17 protein-coding genes are annotated in these 17,969 nt (G+C 69.2%); 7 read left to right on the top strand and 10 right to left on the bottom strand.

Going from position 1 to position 17,969, the window contains the following annotated elements:
* The first annotated feature begins 38 nt into the window (after positions 1–38).
* Complete coding sequence (locus tag PSS76_RS20710; RefSeq protein WP_064058550.1) at positions 39–917, top strand: SDR family NAD(P)-dependent oxidoreductase; 879 nt, start codon at positions 39–41, stop codon at positions 915–917.
* 15 nt (positions 918–932) lie between these two features.
* Here PSS76_RS20710 and PSS76_RS20705 read toward each other — a convergent pair whose 3' ends face one another.
* The 4 genes from PSS76_RS20705 to PSS76_RS20690 form a co-directional block, all read right to left on the bottom strand.
* Complete coding sequence (locus PSS76_RS20705) at positions 933–1,358, bottom strand: PaaI family thioesterase (protein WP_013414568.1); 426 nt, start codon at positions 1,356–1,358, stop codon at positions 933–935.
* Positions 1,355–2,251 (bottom strand): mycobacterial-type methylenetetrahydrofolate reductase, encoded by an 897-nt coding sequence (locus PSS76_RS20700; protein ID WP_081265033.1) that lies wholly within the window; start codon positions 2,249–2,251, stop codon positions 1,355–1,357. The genes PSS76_RS20705 and PSS76_RS20700 overlap by 4 nt, the downstream gene beginning before the upstream one ends.
* Positions 2,248–3,009: an SAM-dependent methyltransferase gene (locus PSS76_RS20695; protein ID WP_337456594.1), complete on the bottom strand. Its 762-nt coding sequence runs from the start codon at positions 3,007–3,009 to the stop codon at positions 2,248–2,250. Before PSS76_RS20695 ends, PSS76_RS20700 begins: the two co-directional genes overlap by 4 nt.
* 200 nt (positions 3,010–3,209) lie before the next feature.
* Positions 3,210–4,310, bottom strand: a complete 1,101-nt coding sequence (locus tag PSS76_RS20690) for a glycerophosphodiester phosphodiesterase family protein (RefSeq protein ID WP_084924798.1) — start codon at positions 4,308–4,310, stop codon at positions 3,210–3,212.
* 236 nt (positions 4,311–4,546) lie between these two features.
* Here PSS76_RS20690 and PSS76_RS20685 point away from each other — a divergent pair, with 236 nt between their 5' ends.
* Genes PSS76_RS20685 through PSS76_RS20675 form a run of 3 tightly spaced genes read left to right on the top strand, consistent with a single transcriptional unit; the run spans position 4,547 to position 7,232 of the window.
* Positions 4,547–5,368, top strand: a complete 822-nt coding sequence (locus tag PSS76_RS20685) for a CPBP family intramembrane glutamic endopeptidase (RefSeq protein WP_231814147.1) — start codon at positions 4,547–4,549, stop codon at positions 5,366–5,368.
* The gene (locus PSS76_RS20680; protein ID WP_084848650.1) at positions 5,365–6,570 is read left to right on the top strand and encodes a sensor histidine kinase; all 1,206 of its coding nucleotides are present in this window, start codon (positions 5,365–5,367) and stop codon (positions 6,568–6,570) included. Before PSS76_RS20685 ends, PSS76_RS20680 begins: the two co-directional genes overlap by 4 nt.
* Positions 6,567–7,232, top strand: a complete 666-nt coding sequence (locus PSS76_RS20675; protein WP_005516204.1) for a response regulator transcription factor — start codon at positions 6,567–6,569, stop codon at positions 7,230–7,232. Before PSS76_RS20680 ends, PSS76_RS20675 begins: the two co-directional genes overlap by 4 nt.
* A 26-nt stretch (positions 7,233–7,258) precedes the next feature.
* Here PSS76_RS20675 and PSS76_RS20670 read toward each other — a convergent pair whose 3' ends face one another.
* From PSS76_RS20670 to PSS76_RS20660, 3 genes are all read right to left on the bottom strand, one after another.
* Positions 7,259–8,089, bottom strand: a complete 831-nt coding sequence (locus PSS76_RS20670) for an NAD-dependent epimerase/dehydratase family protein (RefSeq protein WP_005516203.1) — start codon at positions 8,087–8,089, stop codon at positions 7,259–7,261.
* 64 nt (positions 8,090–8,153) lie between these two features.
* Positions 8,154–8,558, bottom strand: a complete 405-nt coding sequence (locus PSS76_RS20665) for a very short patch repair endonuclease (RefSeq protein ID WP_337456593.1) — start codon at positions 8,556–8,558, stop codon at positions 8,154–8,156.
* Positions 8,559–8,580: 22 nt separating this feature from the next.
* Positions 8,581–9,744, bottom strand: a complete 1,164-nt coding sequence (locus tag PSS76_RS20660; RefSeq protein ID WP_337456592.1) for a DNA cytosine methyltransferase — start codon at positions 9,742–9,744, stop codon at positions 8,581–8,583.
* A gap of 335 nt (positions 9,745–10,079) precedes the next feature.
* On the opposite strand from PSS76_RS20660, the gene PSS76_RS20655 reads away from it, so the two are divergent.
* Complete coding sequence (locus PSS76_RS20655) at positions 10,080–10,613, top strand: GIY-YIG nuclease family protein (protein WP_064058555.1); 534 nt, start codon at positions 10,080–10,082, stop codon at positions 10,611–10,613.
* A gap of 176 nt (positions 10,614–10,789) precedes the next feature.
* On the opposite strand, the gene PSS76_RS20650 is transcribed toward PSS76_RS20655, so the two are convergent.
* On the bottom strand, positions 10,790–11,551 hold the full coding sequence (locus PSS76_RS20650) for a hypothetical protein (protein ID WP_081263898.1): 762 nt from the start codon (positions 11,549–11,551) through the stop codon (positions 10,790–10,792).
* 597 nt (positions 11,552–12,148) lie between these two features.
* A complete protein-coding gene (locus PSS76_RS20645) occupies positions 12,149–14,629 on the bottom strand; it encodes an ATP-dependent Clp protease ATP-binding subunit (protein WP_106850855.1) in 2,481 nt (826 codons plus the stop codon).
* A 163-nt stretch (positions 14,630–14,792) separates the two neighbouring features.
* Here PSS76_RS20645 and PSS76_RS20640 point away from each other — a divergent pair, with 163 nt between their 5' ends.
* Both PSS76_RS20640 and PSS76_RS20635 read left to right on the top strand, forming a co-directional pair.
* Entirely contained in the window at positions 14,793–15,848 is a 1,056-nt protein-coding gene (locus tag PSS76_RS20640; RefSeq protein WP_081188080.1) for a hypothetical protein, read from the top strand.
* 68 nt (positions 15,849–15,916) lie between these two features.
* Positions 15,917–16,501, top strand: a complete 585-nt coding sequence (locus PSS76_RS20635; RefSeq protein WP_080559291.1) for a putative glycolipid-binding domain-containing protein — start codon at positions 15,917–15,919, stop codon at positions 16,499–16,501.
* 133 nt (positions 16,502–16,634) lie between these two features.
* Here the strand turns inward: PSS76_RS20635 and PSS76_RS20630 are convergent, their stop codons facing one another.
* Positions 16,635–17,969 carry an amidase gene (locus tag PSS76_RS20630; protein WP_337456604.1) on the bottom strand — a complete coding sequence of 445 codons (1,335 nt, stop codon included), beginning with the start codon at positions 17,967–17,969 and terminating at the stop codon, positions 16,635–16,637.

Genomic DNA, 17,969 nt, shown 5'->3' with positions numbered 1-17,969 from the left:
CGGGATGCGACCGGCGCCGCCGATCCAGCTTCGGCCGCATGACGCAGACATCCAGCCAGACCCTGCCCCTGCACGGGAAGAGTGCACTGATCATCGGTGGTGCAGGGGGCATCGGCGGCGCCGGCGCCCGGGCACTGCTCGCCGACGGGGCATCGGTCACGATCATGAGCCGGGACGAGGCGCGCATCGCGGCGTTCGCGTCCGAACTCGCGGCGGTGGCGCCGGCCGGTGCATCCGTCCGGCACATCGCCGGAGACTCGTTGGTCGAGGACGACGTGGCCGCGGCCGTCGCGCACGCGAGTGGGGACATCGGCTTGGACATCTGCGTCAGCACCGTCGGTCGCGGTAGCACGACGCCGTTGTTGCTGGGCGACGCGGAGAGCTTCACGAACGAACTGCGGATCAACATCACCAGCGCGTTCGTCGCGATCAGGGCGTGCGTCCCTGCAATGGCCGCGGCCGGCGGCGGGTCCATGGTGTTCACGTCGTCGGTGATCGCCGCCCAGAGCTTCCCGTACATGAGTGGCTACTGCGCCGGCAAGGCCGGTCTCGAAGCACTCGTCCGCACGGCCGCTGACGAATTCGGGCACCTCGGGATCCGTGTCAACTGCATCAGGCCGGGGTTGGTGAACTCGCCCGACAACCCCAAGGTGGCCGCGAGCTTCGAGGGTGACAGGCCCGCCGCCTTCCTGGAACAGACGCCGCTCGGCCGCCTCGGGGTCCCGGCCGACATCGCCGGAGCTATCCGTTTCCTCGCCGGCCCGGAGTCGTCCTGGGCCACCGGAACTTTCGTCACCGTCGACGGCGGCGCCCACCTGCGCCGGGCCCCCGACGTGCAGCAGCGGCTGCGTCAGGAGCTCGGCGACGACGTGGTCGACACGATCCTCGCCGGACGAATCCCCGGACGGGACAGCTAGGCAACGGCTTTCGCTTCAAGGTGCGGTCACCGGCAGTACCGTGCCCTGGGCGACGGCGCACAAGCGGGGGCTGCCGTCGTCCGCGATCATCTCGAGGCTGCACGTGCACACTGCGCGGCGGCGCCCGGCATGGGTGACCCGCGCGGTGGCGCGCAGCGTGCGGCCCTGCGCCGGGCGCACGTACTCGATCGTCATCCCTCCCGTTAGCACACCCGGCCCGAGGGCCGTCCCGGCCGCGTAGGTGAGCGCGTTGTCGGCGGCATAGGCGAGCACCCCGCCGTGCAGGAAACCGTTCTGCTGCAGCAGGTCCGGTCGGGCATCGACCTCGAGCACGGCGCCGTACTCGTCGAACGAGACCAGTCGGGCACCGAGCAGCACGCTGAACGGTTGTGACGCCAGGTGGGCGCGGGCCTCGTCGAGACCGAGTCGAGGGGCGGTCACGATCGCACCGCCTGCAGCGGCGACCAGTGGTCGAGCAGCGCGCTGAAGGTCTCGCACGCGGAATCGGAGAGTCCGTACGGCGCTTCCAGGTGCACGCTCAGCGGGAACCCGAGGTCGCCGACGCCGTCGAGGATCCGACGGTAGAGGTCCACGAGGTCGGTGCGGCGCCGCTGCGGTGACCTCGCGGCGAGGCGCGCGACGAATGCCTGCTCCGGTGCCACGTCGGCGTTGCCGTCGTCGTGGAGGAGCCAGTCGATGAGGCGAACCCGCGTCTCGACGCCGGGGACGAAGCCGAACGACAACAAAATCTCCGGGCGGTGTTCGGAGCGGGCGGCGAAGGCGCGGAGGAATCCGACGATCCGGTCGGAGTAGAGCATTTGGGTGAGCGCGAACGTCGCGCCGTGCGCGCACTTGGTCTCGAACCGATCGAGTTCGCCGCGGCGTGTGGGCATAAGGACCACACCGCGGTGCGCGACCTGGCCCCGGAAGCGGGTGAGCGCCTCCTGTGGCGTTGGCCCCGGCGTGTCGGCGACCGGGGACCCGTGCGGTTTGCCGACGAAGACGACACCGTCCATCCCGGCACCGACGAGTTTGCGGACCCGGTCGGCCAGCGCCGATTCGGTCTCGAAGACGGTGACCTGGGTGCACAGACCCGACACGGGCGCGAGCGCGGCCCGGAGCGCGGTCCAGACGTCCAGAATGTCCATTCGCGGGGTCAGCGGCACCGGTCGCGCCCCGTCCTCGGGGATGATGCCGGGAACCAGCACATGCCCGAGACGCTCGAGCAGTCCGTGCTCGTGACAACGTTCGGCCACGGCCCGTGCCGCCTCGACCGCCGACGCGGTCTGCTCCGGCGGGGCCAGTTCCAGGGCCACCGTGCGCAGGGCGCTCAAGTGCGTTCGGCCGTCGCGAGCCAGGCCGGCACGAGCAGCCGGCCACGGTCGTCGACCTGCATGTCCGCAGCGGCCGCGGCGACCGGGGAACCGGGCTGCGTCGTCATCTCGTCCCGAGTGAAGGCCGTGGTGTAGGTGGTCGGTTCGATGCGCTGCACCGTCCATCCCGCCGCGGTGAGAGTGTCCCGGAGATTGTCCTCGGTGATGCGGTACGGCCCGGGAAAGCCGTCCGGCACCCGGTCCGAGAAACAGACCACGTGCAGGCGGGCCTGCGGGCGGCACGCCCCGAACAACGACGCCGCGTAGCGGTGGCGCTGGTCCTCGGGGAAGCAGTGGTAGAGCGCGCTGTCGATGACCGACACGAATCGGTCGGCATAGTCGGACAGATCCGTCGCGTCGGCCACCTCGAAATCGACCCCACGCTCCATGCCGCGCTGTCGGGCGCGTTCGCGGGCGATGTCGATCGCGGCGGGTGCGGCGTCCAGTCCCCACACCCGATAGCCGCGCGAGGCGAGGAAGAGCGCGTTCTCGCCCGGTCCGCAACCGATGTCGAGCACCTCGCGGGCGAACTGGCCGCTCGACTCGAGCGCCCGCACCGCCGGTTGGGCCTCGCCGATGTCCCACGGCACCCGATCGAACGTGAATCCGGGAGCGGTCGGCTCGGCGTCGGCATTGACGGCGGCGAAGTCCCCGCGATAGAGCGCGTCGAAATCTCCGACCTTCGGCGGGGGAGTCGATTGGGGAACATCGGCATTCATGAAATGCTCCTTCCTGCTCTGGTCTCTCCCGATCGGGTCGGCGCAGAGCTTGCGCAGAGGCGGGCGAGTTGCCGGGCAGCGCGTCCGGATACCCGTCCGGCGGCGGCGCACGGGCGGACAGTCCGTTACCGATGGTACCGAGAAAGCCGACGATGCCTCCGCCGATTACTCGACGGAGGCATCGATTTCGCCTCGGCGGCCTAATTCTTCGCGGCCGGGGCAGGCAACTCCAGGCCGCGCTCGGTGAGGACGGTGCGCAGACGGTCCGGCCGGTCGGTGATGATTCCGTCCACCCCGAGGTCCATCAGCACGTGCATGGTCTCGGGGTCGTTGACGGTCCACGGGACGACATCGATGCCACGGGCATGTGCTGCTTCGACCATCTCCTTTGTCACGTACAGGGTGAAGCCGGGATCGGAGACTTTGCCGCCCTGCGGGTTTCCCTGCACGGGGGAGTATGCGGACGCCCCGAACGTGGCGATCGCCGCGATCGCATCGCCGCCGAAGTCGTCGATGTCGAGTCCGCCCAGCCAGGGCGAGGCGCCGTCCTTGCCGACCTGCAGGAAGTCACCGTTGGTGAGCGCGACGGTGGGTACCGACGGCTCGAGATCGCGGGTGAGCATCAATGCGCCCCAGTCGAAACTCTGGATCGTCACCCGATCGAGCATGCCGGCGTCGCGGATCGTGTCCAGGACGGTACGGACGAACTTCTCGCGGGGAGCGGTCTCGGACGGTGCGCCGGCCTCCACTTTGGTCTCGATGTTCATCTTCACGTCCGGAGCGTTGTACGACTCGACGAGGTCGAACACCGCAGCCAGCGTCTGGATCTTCGCGCCGGGGACGGTCTGCTGCTCGAGGTGGTCAGCCAGTTGCAGTGAACCGCAGTCCATGGTCTGGATCTGGGCGAGCGTCAGGTCCTTGATGAACTTGCCGACATACGGGAACTCGGGGTCGCCGGCCGTGACGGGCGCGGTGTCCTGGCACTTCTTGTTCGAGATCTTGCGGTCGTGGGTCACGACGGCGATGCCGTCCTCGGTGATCTGGGTATCGAGTTCGAGTGTGGTGACGCCCATTTCGAGCGCGTTGGCGAACGCTTCGAGGCTGCTCTCGGTGAACAGGCCCAGGCCACCGCGGTGAGCCTGGACGTCGAAGACTGCATCGGGCTTCGAACCGGTGCTGCCCAGCGAGCCGCTCCAATCGAGGCTGCCGGTGGCGGACGCGGTGGCCGGGGTCAACGCGGCGAGGGGCAGGGCGGTGAGGGAAGTGACGGCGAGGGTGGTCAGTACCCGACGGAGATTCATGCCGCGAAGGCTAGGCAGGGGCTGTGGCTACCCAGTGGTCGTGAGGTAAACGAAAGGTAATGATCTGAGCTATTTCGATCACGCCACACCGTCTCTCGGTGGCCGTCCCGGGGTAGCGCACACGCCACCCCGAGACGGTCCTGTGGGCTACAGCGATTCGCGGCTGCACGCCGTGAAGTGGAGGCATGACAACTGCACCGCCCGTTCCGACATCCGTAACCGACCGCGACCGTTGCGTGCGCAGGCGCGGAGTCGGCTGGTTCCTCGCCCTCGCCTTCGGGGCGTCCTGGATTCCGTGGGCGATCGTCTGGGCGGCCGGATACTCCCTCGACGACCCGATCGTCCAACTGCTCACCGCGGCATTCGTGCCCGCGCTCGCCGCGATCGTCACGCGCCGCTGGATCACCCGCGAAGGGTTCGCGGACGCGGGGCTGAGGCCACGTCTGTCCGCTGCCTGGACCTCCTACGTGATCGCCGCGCTGCTGCCGATCGGGATCCTCGCGACCGCGTCGGCGTTGGCGGCGGCCACTGGGGTGTGGGACGTCGCCGCGTGGCAGTTCGGGCGGGACGATCTGCTGTTCGTGGGGTTCGCGCTGGTGGTGCCGGTGGTGGCTGCGCCGATCTTCTGGGGCGAAGAGTTCGGTTGGACCGCCTACCTGCGTGACCGGTTGGTGCCGGGCCGGCCGGTCGCGACGACGTTCGCGACCGGCCTGATCTGGGGGGTATGGCACTGGCCGCTGCCCTGGGTGGGGTACTTCGGGTCCGGCGGCACCGCGAGCGACGCCGTCGTCGCGATGCTGTTGTGGCTGCCGCTGTCGGTGCTCCTGGAATTCGTGATCGGTTGGCTGTGGAGCCGGAGCCGATCGGTGTGGCCGCCCGCGATCCTGCACGGCGGCAGCAACCTGGTGGTGGCCGTCGGCCTCGAGCGTTTCGTGGGCTCGGGCGGTCACGCGAGTGCCGCTACCCTCCTGATGTGCGCTGCGTACGTACCGGTCGTTCTCTGCATCGTGGCAGCGTCGATCATGCGTGAGCGTCGGAAGGCGGGGGTGGAGCAGTGACGGACAGTGTCGGGGCGGCCCTGCGCACCGGCCCGCGCTACCTCGGTACCCGGTGGCCGTGGCGGGCACTCGCGTGCCTCGTCGTCGCGGGCATCCTCTCGTGCGCCACTGTGATCGGCATCGTCCCGGTTCTGCTGCTGGGGCTCACGCGGCGACTGCGCACGGCGTTGTGGGAGCCGATGCTGCGAGCGCACTGCGCGCGGCTGCGGTTGATCGACCCGTCGGTCGCGGAACGTGCGGACGCGGAGGTGCGGACCTCCGCCGACGAGCAGCGGGTGCCGACCGTGCGGCACGTGGCCTATGTGCTGGCGGCGGCGGTCTCCGGCGGTGTCGCCGCTCTCCTGGCGGTGTTCGCCGTCGTGATCGTCGGGGTGCTCCTCGCGGCACCTCTCGTCGTGCGGGACGACCGCTTCGACCTCGGCGCATGGACCGTCGAAACCGTATCGGGTGCTTGGGGACTGGCGTTGTGCGGCGTGGTGGTTCTCGCCCTTCTGGCGGTGGTCGCCGGTGGTTGGGCGGCTGCGGAGGCGCAGCTGGCCCGACTGCTGCTCGGGTTCGATGCCGACCCGTGGCGTCTCGAGGCCGCCCGACTGGAGACGACGCGATCGGCGCTGCTCGACGCTGAGGGATCCGAGCGGGCGTTGCTCGAATCGGAACTGCACGACCGGGTCCAGCACCGGTTGGTCGCGCTGTCGATGAGCCTCGGGTTGGCGGAGGCCGCCGACGCGGACGGGCCCGCCGGCCGGCTCGCCGCCGACGCGCATCGTCAGGTGGACGAGACGCTCGCCGAACTGCGCGCCGTACTGCTCGGGTACTCCCCGCGGGCGCTGATCGAGCGGGGGCTCGCTCCCGCGCTCGCGGATCTGGTCGCGGACGTCCCGCTGGACGTCGACGTCCGACTCGACGGGCTGTCCGATCGGCGGCTGCCCGCGCCCGTCGAGCACATGTCGTACGTGCTGGTGTCCGAGGCCCTGACGAACGCGGTTCGGCACGCTCGGGCGCGGCACGTCACGGTCCGCGGAGGCCGCGTCGGCGGCACGTGGGTGTTGACCGTCGCCGACGACGGCGTCGGGGGCGCACAGCTCGCCGCCGGGCGCGGCCTCGACAGGCTGCGCGGTCGCGTCGGCGCCGTCGATGGAACCCTCGCCGTGACAAGCCCCGTCGGGGGACCGACGACGATCCGGATGGAGTGCCCGGTGTGACATCGACGGAACGGCCGCTGCGGATCGTGCTCGCCGAGGACAGCCCGCTGCTCAGAGCGGGAGTGGAGAGCGTGCTCGCCTCCGCCGGACACGACGTGTGCGCCGCCGTGGGGGACGCCCCGACGCTCCTGCACGCGTGGGAGGCGTACCGGCCGGACCTCGTCGTCACCGATGTCCGGATGCCGCCGACCAACACGGACGACGGGTTGCGGGCGGCCGCCGCGATCCGGAAGCGGGAGCCCGCACTGCCCATCGTCGTGCTGTCCCAGTACGTCTCGGTGGCGTATCTGGACGAGCTTCTCGACGACGACGCGGAGGGCGGGGTCGGGTACCTCCTCAAGGAGCGTGTCGGTCACGTCCGCCAGTTCCTCGACGCGGTGGCCCGGGTGGCGCGCGGCGAGGCGATCATCGATCCGGACGTCGTGCGGGCACTCGTGAAGGCGACCAGGAGTCGGGGCCCACTCGCGGCACTCACCCCGCGCGAGCGGGAGGTGCTCGCGCTGGTCGCCGAGGGGCACACCAACACCGGCATCGCGCAGCGGCTGACGGTGTCCGAGGCGGCGGTGCGCAAGCACATCGGATCCATCTTCTCCAAACTGCCGTTGGAGGACGGCGATCGGCGAGTGCAGGCCACACTCGTCTACCTGCGCTCGCTCGGATGACCGCCGACGGTCGCCCGCAGCCCGCGTCAGCCCGACATCCCCATCCGCCACGACGGATACTTCGGCACCCAGCCGAGGTTGCGCGCCTTGACGTTCGACGCGCCGCGGCCCGCCCCCGGGCTCAGCCCGGTCGGGGTCTGTCCGCCCACCCAGCGGCAGAACACCGGCAGCCACTGGTCCGGACCGGCCGGTTCGTCGTCGACGACGTTGACGATGCCTGCGGGCCAGCCGAGTGCGGCGACGGTGGGAGCGACGGTGTCGGCGATGTGCAGGAAGCTCTCGATTCCGTTGCCGCTGAACACCCCGTCCCGGGCGGCACGGCCGAAATCGCCGTCCGGGGAGTACCACGTGCCGGGGCCGTACAGCTTGCCGTAGCGCAGGATCACGTGGTCCGGGATCTCCCTGGCCGTGTGCTCCATCGCGACCACGCCCTCGATGGTGCGCGCGCTGGGTCCGGTGGCCTCGCGCAGCGGCACCGTCTCGTCGGCCAGGCCGTCGCCGTCGGCGTAGAGCCACGCGATGCTCTGGGTGATCAGGCGCTGCACGCCGTATCGGCGCATCGCGTCGACGAGGTTGCGGGTGCCGACGATGCGCAGTTCGGCGTTGGCCTCGAGGTCGACGGCGGAGAGGTCGGTGAGCTGATGGATCACCGCGTCGGGGCGCGCCTCGGCGATCGCGTGCTCCACCGACGCGAGGTCGAAGGCGTCCATCCGGACGACGGTGGCACCGGCGTCGTGCAGTTCGGGACGGGAGTCCGGATTGCGCGAGGTGCCGATCACGGCGTGGCCCTGCGCGATCAGTTCCCGGGTCAGCGGCAGTCCGACGACGCCCCCGGCGCCGGCGACGAGGATCCTCATGTCGACGAGCCTAGGAAACTCACGGCGTCCACACCGGTTTCGCGGCCGATTCGAGACCGACCGATCACGCGGGCCGCAGTGCCGCCTGCACCCGATCCGCCGCTTCCGTCGGGTCCTCGTGTTCCCAGATCCGCACCACCGTCCAGCCCGCGTCCGCGAGCCGGGTGTCGGTGTCGCGATCGCGAACGACGTTGGCGGCCAACTTGTCCGCCCACCATTGCGCGTTGTTCTTCGGGGAGGTGGCGTGCTGTGGGCAACTGTGCCAGAAGCAACCGTCGACGTAGACCGCGACGCGGCGGCGGGGGAACACCAGGTCGGCGCGCCGTCGCAACCCGCGTAGCGGTGCCCGATCGACGAAGAACCGGGCCCCGCGGCGGTGCAGTTCTCGGCGCAGTGCCACCTCCGGCGCGGTGTCGCGGCGGCGTTGCGCCCGCATCCGGGCGCTGGTCAGGGGATCGGTCGAGGGCATCGACACCATCCTCGCACCGCGATCAGGCAACCGCTTCGGGGTAGCCGCCCATCCGGTCGAGGTGGCTCTCGACGTCGTCGAGGAAACCGGGCACGAACCGCAGGCTGCCGGTGCGGGCGCGCTTGAGGAACCCGGCCGTCGCGCGCGCGGACAGCAGCTGCGAGTGCTCGAGGAAACCGCTGAGGTCCTCGTACGGTTCCTGCACCGGCCAGTGCGACTCGTGCACCCGGAACGCCTGCCGGTTGCGGCCCCACGCCGCGCTGGGCCACGCGTCGCCCGGCTTCAGCGGGGTCTCGTGGTCCAGGCTGTACGCGATGCGGTCGACGAGGCGTCCGCCCACCCACTCGGCCATCCGCACGCTCACCGCGTTGCCGACCAGGCGCCAGCGGTGCCCGTTGCGGATGCCCTTCAGTTCGGTGGCCGGGGCCGTCCAGTCGGGGTCGAAGCCCTGCAGGCGTTCGGCGTCGATCAGGCCGGGCGTCACGATCTCACCCGACGGCAGCCGTACCGCCGGGGGAGAGGCGATCCCCACCGTCGACCCGCCCTTGAGCGTGGGCACCGCGTTGACGGCCCAGCCGAGCCCGCGGATGCCCTCGGTCCAGTAGAAGCCGCACGGGAACTGCGACGGGTCGCCCTCGTCGGGCAGGCCCGCATCCTGCCCGAACAGCACCTCGCGGGGGTCGTCGGTCCGCGAGGCCAACATCAGCACCCGCTGGCGGCGCTGCGGCAGCCCGAACGCCCGGGCATCCACCACCCGGTACGCCCACGTGTAGCCGAGGTCCTCGAGCGCGTCGGTGATGTGCCGCATCGCGGCACCGCGGGAGAGGTTGAGCATGAACGGGACGTTCTCGATCAGCAGCCAGCGCGGCCCTTTCTTGCGCTTGACCAGACGGAACACCTCGTCGACCAGGCCGGAGCGGGCGCCGGTGATGCCGGCCGTCCTGCCGGCCTGGGACAGGTCCTGGCACGGGAAACCCGCGGCGACCAATTCCGTGCGCTGCGGCAGCGAGCGCAGCCGGGTGACGTCACCGTGCAACTCGACGTCCGCGAACCGGGTACGCAGAACCTGCTGGGCGCCCGGGTCGATCTCGCACAGCAGCTCGGTCTCCCAGCCGTGGCTGCGAAGCCCCAACTCCACCCCGCCGATGCCGGCGAACAGCCCCACCATGTTCCCCGTCGACGTCACAGCACCCTTCCTCACGCACAGATACAGGAGCACGTTACTCGAGTCCTCCGGCGTTGCCGCGTCACACTCTCTGTAGCAGCGCTGCCGTGGTGGACGGGGTGATGATGGGATGAAGGCAGGCTCGCCGACCGTGATGCGGCGCATTGTCACCCTCTGGCACGACTCGGTCGTCGCCCGCACAATGACCGCCTTTCGGCATCGGTGAACGCGCCGGCTTCGGAATGCGGTACCTGTGAGGTTGCTGGGCGATTCCCCGACAGGCACCGGCCGGGACCGCCATGATGAAGGCCGCACCGGACTCGAGTGTCGGCTCCGATCGAACGAAAGACCCGCACATGACGACCGTCTCTGACTCACTCGGCGCGGCGGCGGCGATCACTGCGTTGAGTGCTGCCACCCAAACACTCGACGACCTGACCGAGCTGCCTTCAACCTCGGGGCTGTACGCGTGGTGGGCGGCCCCCACCGTCCTACCGAGCCTGCCTGGTCCCGCTCACTCACGCGAGCGGAATCTACGCCTGCTTTATGTCGGGCTCGCTTCGAACCTCCGGCGCCGCATCATCAGTAACCATATGCGGCGCAGTGGAAGTTCGACCCTGCGCCGGACAGTCGCCGGGCTACTGCTGACTGAACAGGGGTATCGCACCGAGCGCACCGATCGTGTCGTGCTGATCGCCGAGGACGAGGAGCGGCTCACCGACTGGATGCGCGCACACCTGCGCTTGACCTGGTGTGAGCACGCCACCGCGCGAGCCGTCGAGCCCGCTGTCATCGGGCGGTGGGCGCCGCCGCTGAACATCGATCACACGACCGGCGCGGTACGTGAGCTCGTCAAGGCTGCCCGGACCGCCTACAACACGAGCGCCTGACGGGCTAGCCGCTATCGCGGATTGCGACATCATCTCGGCCGGCATCAGCTGGCCCACGACGCCAGAGTGATCGCTGAGTGGGAGCTCGAGCATCTCCCGGTGCCACGCAGCAAACAGGCTCGGCCCGAAGCCTGACGTGGCTTCGGGCCGAACACAGTCGAATGCGGAGCGCAGGATTAGCGGGCGGTGAAGAAGCTGGGCTTACCCGTGAAACCTGCAGATACCGACCACAGTCCGTCGGCTCCGGCAGGAACAGCGACGCAGGTGTTCCCCTCCGCGACACCGCCGGGATAGACCTCGTCCACATCGTTGAGATTATCGGGGATCACGCCGCACCTGTCGCTGTACGCCTTGTTATCCGAGCCGACGAACTTGATTGTCAGATCGACCCATGCGGTCCCAGTGTCATCACCGGTATATGTCGCCGTGACCGGCACGATCCAGAATTCCATTCCTGGCTTCGGAGCGTCGTTGAACTGGTTTTCGGCGCTGACCTCACTGCCGGCCTCGCGGGGAGTGCCGAGGACGATGTTCCAATCGTTGTTGACGACCATCGCGCCGATCGGAAGGGGGTTCTCCCGGCTGCCCATGGCGCCTTCGTTGTTGCCGCTTGTCACGGACCCACCGCCGGAGTTGGGTTCGACTGCCGACAGATCTGATTCACTGAATGCGTCGTCGACAGCATCTGTGACCACGGCGAAGAAGACGATGAAACCGACAATGGTGCCAACGACCGCGACGATAACCGCAGCAATGCTTGTGCCTTTGACTTTGCCGGATTGGCATAGCCCCACGATGCCGAGGATGAAAGCGATTGGGAGCAGGACCCACCCCACGATGAGGGCGCCAGGAATGCACGCGAAGACGAAGCCGGCCGCCGCCGTGATGACAGCAATCAAACCTATGGTGTTCTTCTGCTTCATCGGCTGCTCGGGCATCGCCGGGTAGGGGGCATATCCAGGCGGAGGCATGTTCATACTCGGGTTCTCCATCGGTGTCATGTTTCTGTCGCACGGCGAAGTCGCCTGCGCGCAGAGGGATTCAGTTCAACTTAATAGGGCATCCACCCTGAGGCTGTCCTTTTCGAGGTGAATGCTCCGAAGTATCTGCTCAGATATAAGCAGACGCCACTGACAAATGCGAAAACGCGGCCTGGATGTGAGCATCGGCCGCGCTCGATCCCTGCACCCTGCAGCGACAACACCCGCCGTTGGAGGTCGATCTCGGCTCGCGCGCTCGCGCAACGAAGTGCACGGAAGGTGACCTCCCCACTTTCGAATGGGCGATCTGAGTGGGGAGCGGCGGTGTGCAGACGAAAAGGGCAGCACAGGTGAACAAGCGAACGCGTGATGAGGGAAGCGGGGCACTCTGCGATCCTTTCGGGATCGCGGAAGCCGCAAGAGTGGGATGCACGAGTCGGCAGGTACCGGAACTCGTCAAGAGTCCAAACCGGTCATGCTGACGCGGTGCGAGGAGTTCCTACAGCACGGCGCTCGGCCGGATGATCCGGCCGAGCGCCGTGCACGAGCGGGAGATCAGGTGTCCGACGACGCCTTCTCCGGTTCGGTCGGCAACGAGCCCTCACCCTTGCCGGGATGCACGACGCCGAGTTCGAGGCCGCCGTTCGCGGACACCCTCACGATGTCCTCCGGTTCGAGTTCGCCGGACAGCAGCAGCCCGGCGAGCCGGTTGTCGAGCTCCTTCTGGATGGTCCGCCGTAGTGGCCGGGCGCCGAACTCCGGCTGGTAGCCCTTGTCGGCCAGCCAGTCGACGGCCTCCTCGGTGATGTCGAGTTCGACGTTCTGCGCGTGCAGCTGGCGTCGGGTGCCGTCGAGGATGAGCTCGATGATCTGCCGCAGCTCGGTCTGGTCGAGGCGGTGGAAGACGATGGTCTCGTCGATCCGGTTGAGGAACTCGGGCCGGAAGTGCGCCCGCAGCCGCTCCATCAGCGTCGGCACCAGGTCTTCGACGTCCTCACCCTTCGCGCCGAGGATCAGATCGGAGCCGATGTTGCTGGTGAGGATCACGATGGTGTTCTTGAAGTCGACGGTGCGGCCCTGCGCGTCGGTGACGCGGCCGTCGTCGAGCAGCTGCAGCAGCACGTTGAACACGTCCGGATGGGCCTTCTCGACCTCGTCGAACAGCACCACCGAATACGGCTGCCGCCGCACCTTGTCGGTGAGCTGACCGGCCTCCTCGTAGCCGACGTATCCGGGCGGGGCGCCGACGAGGCGGGAGACGGTGTGCTTCTCCTGGAACTCGCTCATGTCGAATCGGATCATCCGGCCCTCGTCGCCGAACACGGCCTCCGCCAACGCTTTCGCGGTCTCGGTCTTGCCGACACCGGTGGGTCCGAGGAACAGGAACGAGCCGATGGGACGGTTCGGGTCGGACAGCCCGGCCCGGGACCGGCGTACCGCCTCCGCCACCGCGGTGACGGCCTCGTTCTGCCCGATCACCCGGGCGTGCAGGACGTCCTCGAGCTTCATGAGCCGCTCGCGTTCCTCCGACGTCAGGTCTGCCACCGGGATTCCGGTCTGCCGCGACACGACGTGCGCGATGTCCTCGACGGTCACCTCCGGGGTGGTCTCCTCCGCCGTCTCGCCCAGGCGTTCCTCGGCCTCGGTGATCTGCCGCTTGAGGGCGTTGGCGCGCTCGTAGTCCTCCTGCCCGACGGCGGAGTCCTTCTCCCGCTTGAGCCGGGCGATCTCCTCCTCCGCGGCACGGGTGTCGACGTCGGGTGTGCGGGTGCGCAGCCGCACGCGGGCCCCGGCCTGGTCGACGAGGTCGATTGCCTTGTCGGGCATGAACCGGTCGGTGATGTAGCGGTCGGACAGTTCGGCCGCCGCGACGAGCGCCTCGTCGGTGTAGTGCACCTGGTGGTGCGCCTCGTAGCTGTCGACGAGACCGCGCAGGATCTCGATGGTGTCGTCCACCGACGGCTCCGCGACCAGCACCGGCTGGAAACGGCGTTCGAGCGCGGCGTCCTTCTCGATGTGTTTGCGGTACTCGTCGATGGTGGTGGCGCCGATGGCGTGCAGCTCACCGCGGGCCAGCGCCGGCTTGAGTAGATTGCCGGCATCCATCGCACCCTCGCCGCCCGCTCCGGCGCCGACGATGGTGTGCAGCTCGTCGATGAACAGCACCAGTTCATCCGAGTGCGCCTTGACCTCGTCGAGAATCTTCGTCAACCGCTCCTCGAATTCACCGCGGTACTTGGTGCCCGCGACGAGCGAGCCGACGTCGAGCGCCACGACGCGTCGGTCGGTGAGCGTCGACGGCACGTCGCCGTTGACGATGCGCTGCGCGAGACCTTCCACGATCGCGGTCTTGCCGACACCGGGATCGCCGATGAGGACCGGATTGTTCTTGCGGCGGCGGGACAGGATCTCGATGGTCTGCTCCACCTCCTTGGCGCGCCCCACCACGGGGTCGACGTTGCCGGCGCGGGCCTCGGCGGTGAGGTCGCGGCCGTACTCGTCGAGCGTCGGCGTGGAACTCGGCGGCGCCGACGACTTCTCGCCTTCGATGGTGGCGCCGAGCAGCGCCTTGCCGGCGGGGCTCTCGGAGTTCGCGGCGATGCCGATCAGGATGTGCTCGGGGCCGATGTAGCTGCTGCCGGATTCGCTGGCCTGCTGCTGCGCCGTCCGGAGTGCGAGCTTGGCCGCCGGACTGAGGCTGGGTGCACCGGGTGTCGTCTTCGGCGTGCCGTGCTTGTCCAGGTGCGCGGCCATCTTCGACGCCAACTCGTCCGGGTCCAGATTGATGCTGCTGAGCACGCCACGCGTCGGATCGTTCTGCGCCGCCGCGTACAGCAGGTGCTCGGGGGTGATCTCACTGTTCCCCCATTCGCTCGCCGCGTCGCGCGCGGTGGCGATGAGGCGCCGGGCGTCGTCGTTGAGCAACCGCCCGAGATCGACGCGCTGCACCGGGGGCTGGGACGACAGTCCCGATCCGAAGAACCTCGCGAAAATGTCGTCGAAGGGACTGTCCATGCGTCCCCAACCTTCGGTCATGTCCTATCCTCCAAATCTCTGCACACAGCTATCTGGTTCGGACTCGTCCGCACTCTCGGTGGACTCACCCTCAACCTTGCGGCCACCGTGAGGGAATGTAAAGAGTCTTCGTACCCCGTCGCCGGCGCCGGCCGTCGACGACGACCGAAAGGGTTTGCGCCGCATGGCGACAATCAGCACGCCACCCGAACGGGCGTCCAGGGTTCGGAATCCGAGACTGTTGCGTGATGCCCAGGCCGGTGCGTTGGTCGAGGCGTTCGTCGTCATCGGGATCCTCACGATCCTCGTCACACGCGCCTACCTGCACGCGACGGGGTACCCCCAGATCGGTGGTTCCACGCTGCACATCGCGCACGCGCTGTGGGGCGGCCTCGGCATGGTCGTCGCGCTCGTGGTGGTCTTCTCGTTCCTGGGCGCGCTGCCGCGGATGGTCGCGGTGGTGGCCGGCGGCATCGGTTTCGGGCTGTTCCTCGACGAGGTCGGCAAATTCGTCACCCAGACCAACGACTACTTCTTCCAGCCCTCCGTCGCGATCATGTACGTCGTCGTCGTGGCGCTGCTGTTGGTCAACCGCTGGATCCACGACAACCGCACGCAGTCCGCGGCGGAAGACCTCGCCAATGCCGCCGGCACCGCAGCGGACGGCCTGATCCACGGCCTCACCCCGGAGCGTCTCGCGCGGGCGCGGCGGCAGTTGCGGCGGGCTGCGGCGGCGGGCGTCGACCCGGGCGCGATCGCGGGCGTCGAGGACCTGCTGTCGCGGTGCGCGCCGCGCCGCAACGGGCGGCTCGACGCCACCGGAACGTGGCTGCGCGTGCACCTCTCCCGAGTGTTCGACGGCCCGCGCGCGGTGTGGGTTGCGGCGGTCGCTCTCGCCCTGTTCTCCACGGCCGGCGTGGTCAATGCGATCGTCACGCTCGCCGAGGATCTCGAGGGCGGTACCGGCACCGACATCACCACGATCGGTCAGATGTGCGGGTCGACCGTCGCGTTCGTGCTGTGCTGGGTCGCGATTGCCCGACTGCGCGGCGGCCGGATCTGGCCGGTGCGGATGCTCCGGATCGCGGCGCTCGTGACGATCCTGCTGACGGAGATCTTCAACTTCGTCGCCGAGGAGTTCGGCGCGCTCATCAACGTCGCGGTGGGCCTGAGCGCGCTGGTGGTGTTCTCGCGCCGCATCTCGGTCCTCGAACGCGAACAGGTCGAATTGTCCGAATGACGACGCGGGCGAACCAATCTCACCCGCCGTCCCCGCCTGGACGGCCGTCGTCGCCTAACGTAGAAGCCGTGAGCAATCCGAGTCCTGCGTCGCACTGGCCTGCCGTTCTGACGTGGCGTGCCCACTCCGCGCCCCGCATGGAGTCCGTGCGCGTGCAGATGAGCGGGAACCGGATCAAGGCCACGGGCCGCATCGTCGGTGGCGCGTGCCCCGAACATCCCGCGTTCAGCGCGTCCTACGACCTGGTGACCGACGAGAACGGGGTCACCCGCCGACTGTCGCTGCACACCGCCCTCGCCGCGGGGGAGCGGCACATGTCGATCAGCCGCGACGAGGAGGGCGTCTGGATGGTCGAGACCGGCACCACGCACCTGCGGTCCGGATTCGCCGGAGCCAAGGACGTCGACGTCGTGCTGAGCCCGTTCTTCAACACCCTGCCCATCCGCCGCTTCGGCCTGCAGCACGAGTCCGAGGACATCCAGGTCCCCGTCGTGTACGTCAATCTGCCCGACCTCGCGGTGCAGGAGGCCTCGCTCACCTACAGCAGCGGCGCCGACGGCATCCATGTGCTCTCGCCGGTGTCGTCGTCGTCCATCAAGGTCGACGCGGACGGTTTCGTGCTCGACTACCCGGGGCTGGCCGAGCGGATCTGACGGGTCACCCCGCCGCGGCACAGTCGCTTTCCGTCGGAATCACACACGGGTTCCCCGGTTCACACATGTGTTCGCTGTCGAGAGCGGGTGTGAGCCCGGCAAAGGGGGTGTGGTCCGCCTGACGGGCGAGAGGTCAGCCGACCGCGAGCGCGCAGGCCAGGGCCGCGGACTCCGCGGGGTGCGACCCGTGCCCGCCGGCCGTGGTCGGCAGCCCGATCACCTGGATGCCGATCGGATCGCCCTCCACCCCCGGTGCCGGTACCGAGATGGCCGGAATGCCGAGCGCGTTGAACGGGATGCACATGCGCAGCAACGGGGTTCGGGCCACCGCCGGATCCGCCGAGAGCGCCTGCTCCTGGGAGACCGCGCGCAGAGGAGTGGTCGCGGTGACCAGTGCGTCCAGCCCCAGCTCGCCGCTTAGCCGGGAAAGAGCCTGGCGGCGAAGGCGTTCGACGGTGCGGGCGGCGTGCAGGTACTCGACGGCGGGACGGTCGCGTTGCGCGGCCAGCAGTGCGGCGGTGGCCGGCTGATACAGCTCGGGGCTGTGCTCGAACCACTGCCGGTGCGTCTCGTACGCTTCCGAACCCGTGATGATCGGGTACGCCGCGAGGAACTGCTCGGTCTCGGGCAGTTCGACGTCCAGTACCTCGGCGCCCGCGTCCACCAGCGCCCGGCAGGCGGCGTCGACGGCGGCCGCGATCGCCGGATCGGCGACGTCCCAGTTGTCGCCGCGCAGCCGGCCCACCCGCAAACCGGCGACCGGGGTACGCACGTGCGCGATGCCGGGCAGCGCACCCCACGCGAGCGAGACGTCCAGCACGTCGGCGGCCAGTAGACCGATGTGGTCGAACGTCGTCGACAGCGGGAACGCCCCCGACGTGGGGAGCGCGTCGAAGCTCGGCTTCATCCCGACGATGCCGCACAGCGACGCGGGAGTTCTTGTGCTGCAGCCGGTGTCGGTGCCGATCGCGACCGGGACGACGCCCTTGGCGACCAGTGCCGCCGACCCCGACGACGAGCCGCCCGGAACGAGGTTCGGGTCGTGCGGGTGTGCGGCCGGACCGGAAGCGTTGATCGCGCCCGTCGGGCCGTACGCGAACTCGTGCAGGTGCGTCTTGGCGACGACGATCGCGCCCGCTTCCCGCAGGCGCGCGACGATCCGGGCGTCGTTCGCGGCCGGCGGGGCATCGGCGAGTACCGCGCTACCGCAGCGCGTGGGCATCCCGGCGACGTCGATGTTGTCCTTCACGGCCACCGCGATGCCGTGCAGCGGGCCGATCCAGTCGCCGGCGGCGATCGCCTCGTCCGCCCGCGTCGCGGCGGCGAGCGCGGCGTCGTCGTTGCGGGCCGCGACGAGGTTCTCCCACGGCGTCCCGAGCAGCCCGTCGAGGGCGTCGAGCGTCGCGCGGACGTGTTCGGTGGCGGACATCTCGTTCTTGGCGAGCAACTGGGCGACGTCCCGCAGCAT

Source organism: Prescottella sp. D32, from assembly GCF_037287305.1.
In the GTDB taxonomy this organism is placed as follows: Bacteria; Actinomycetota; Actinomycetes; order Mycobacteriales; family Mycobacteriaceae; genus Prescottella; species Prescottella equi.
This window is presented reverse-complemented; position numbering and strand designations above follow the sequence as displayed.

Bases quoted from the DNA above. Each gene is read 5' to 3' on its own strand.
- PSS76_RS20645 (WP_106850855.1), bottom strand. From the start codon at position 14,629: ATGACCGAAGGTTGGGGACGCATGGACAGTCCCTTCGACGACATTTTC.
- PSS76_RS20690 (WP_084924798.1), bottom strand. From the start codon at position 4,310: ATGAATCTCCGTCGGGTACTGACCACCCTCGCCGTCACTTCCCTCACC.
- PSS76_RS20710 (WP_064058550.1), top strand. From the start codon at position 39: ATGACGCAGACATCCAGCCAGACCCTGCCCCTGCACGGGAAGAGTGCA.
- PSS76_RS20630 (WP_337456604.1), bottom strand. From the start codon at position 17,969: ATGCTGCGGGACGTCGCCCAGTTGCTCGCCAAGAACGAGATGTCCGCC.
- PSS76_RS20665 (WP_337456593.1), bottom strand. From the start codon at position 8,558: ATGCCCTCGACCGATCCCCTGACCAGCGCCCGGATGCGGGCGCAACGC.
- PSS76_RS20640 (WP_081188080.1), top strand. From the start codon at position 14,793: ATGGCGACAATCAGCACGCCACCCGAACGGGCGTCCAGGGTTCGGAAT.
- PSS76_RS20695 (WP_337456594.1), bottom strand. From the start codon at position 3,009: ATGAATGCCGATGTTCCCCAATCGACTCCCCCGCCGAAGGTCGGAGAT.
- PSS76_RS20670 (WP_005516203.1), bottom strand. From the start codon at position 8,089: ATGAGGATCCTCGTCGCCGGCGCCGGGGGCGTCGTCGGACTGCCGCTG.
- PSS76_RS20655 (WP_064058555.1), top strand. From the start codon at position 10,080: ATGACGACCGTCTCTGACTCACTCGGCGCGGCGGCGGCGATCACTGCG.
- PSS76_RS20650 (WP_081263898.1), bottom strand. From the start codon at position 11,551: ATGCCCGAGCAGCCGATGAAGCAGAAGAACACCATAGGTTTGATTGCT.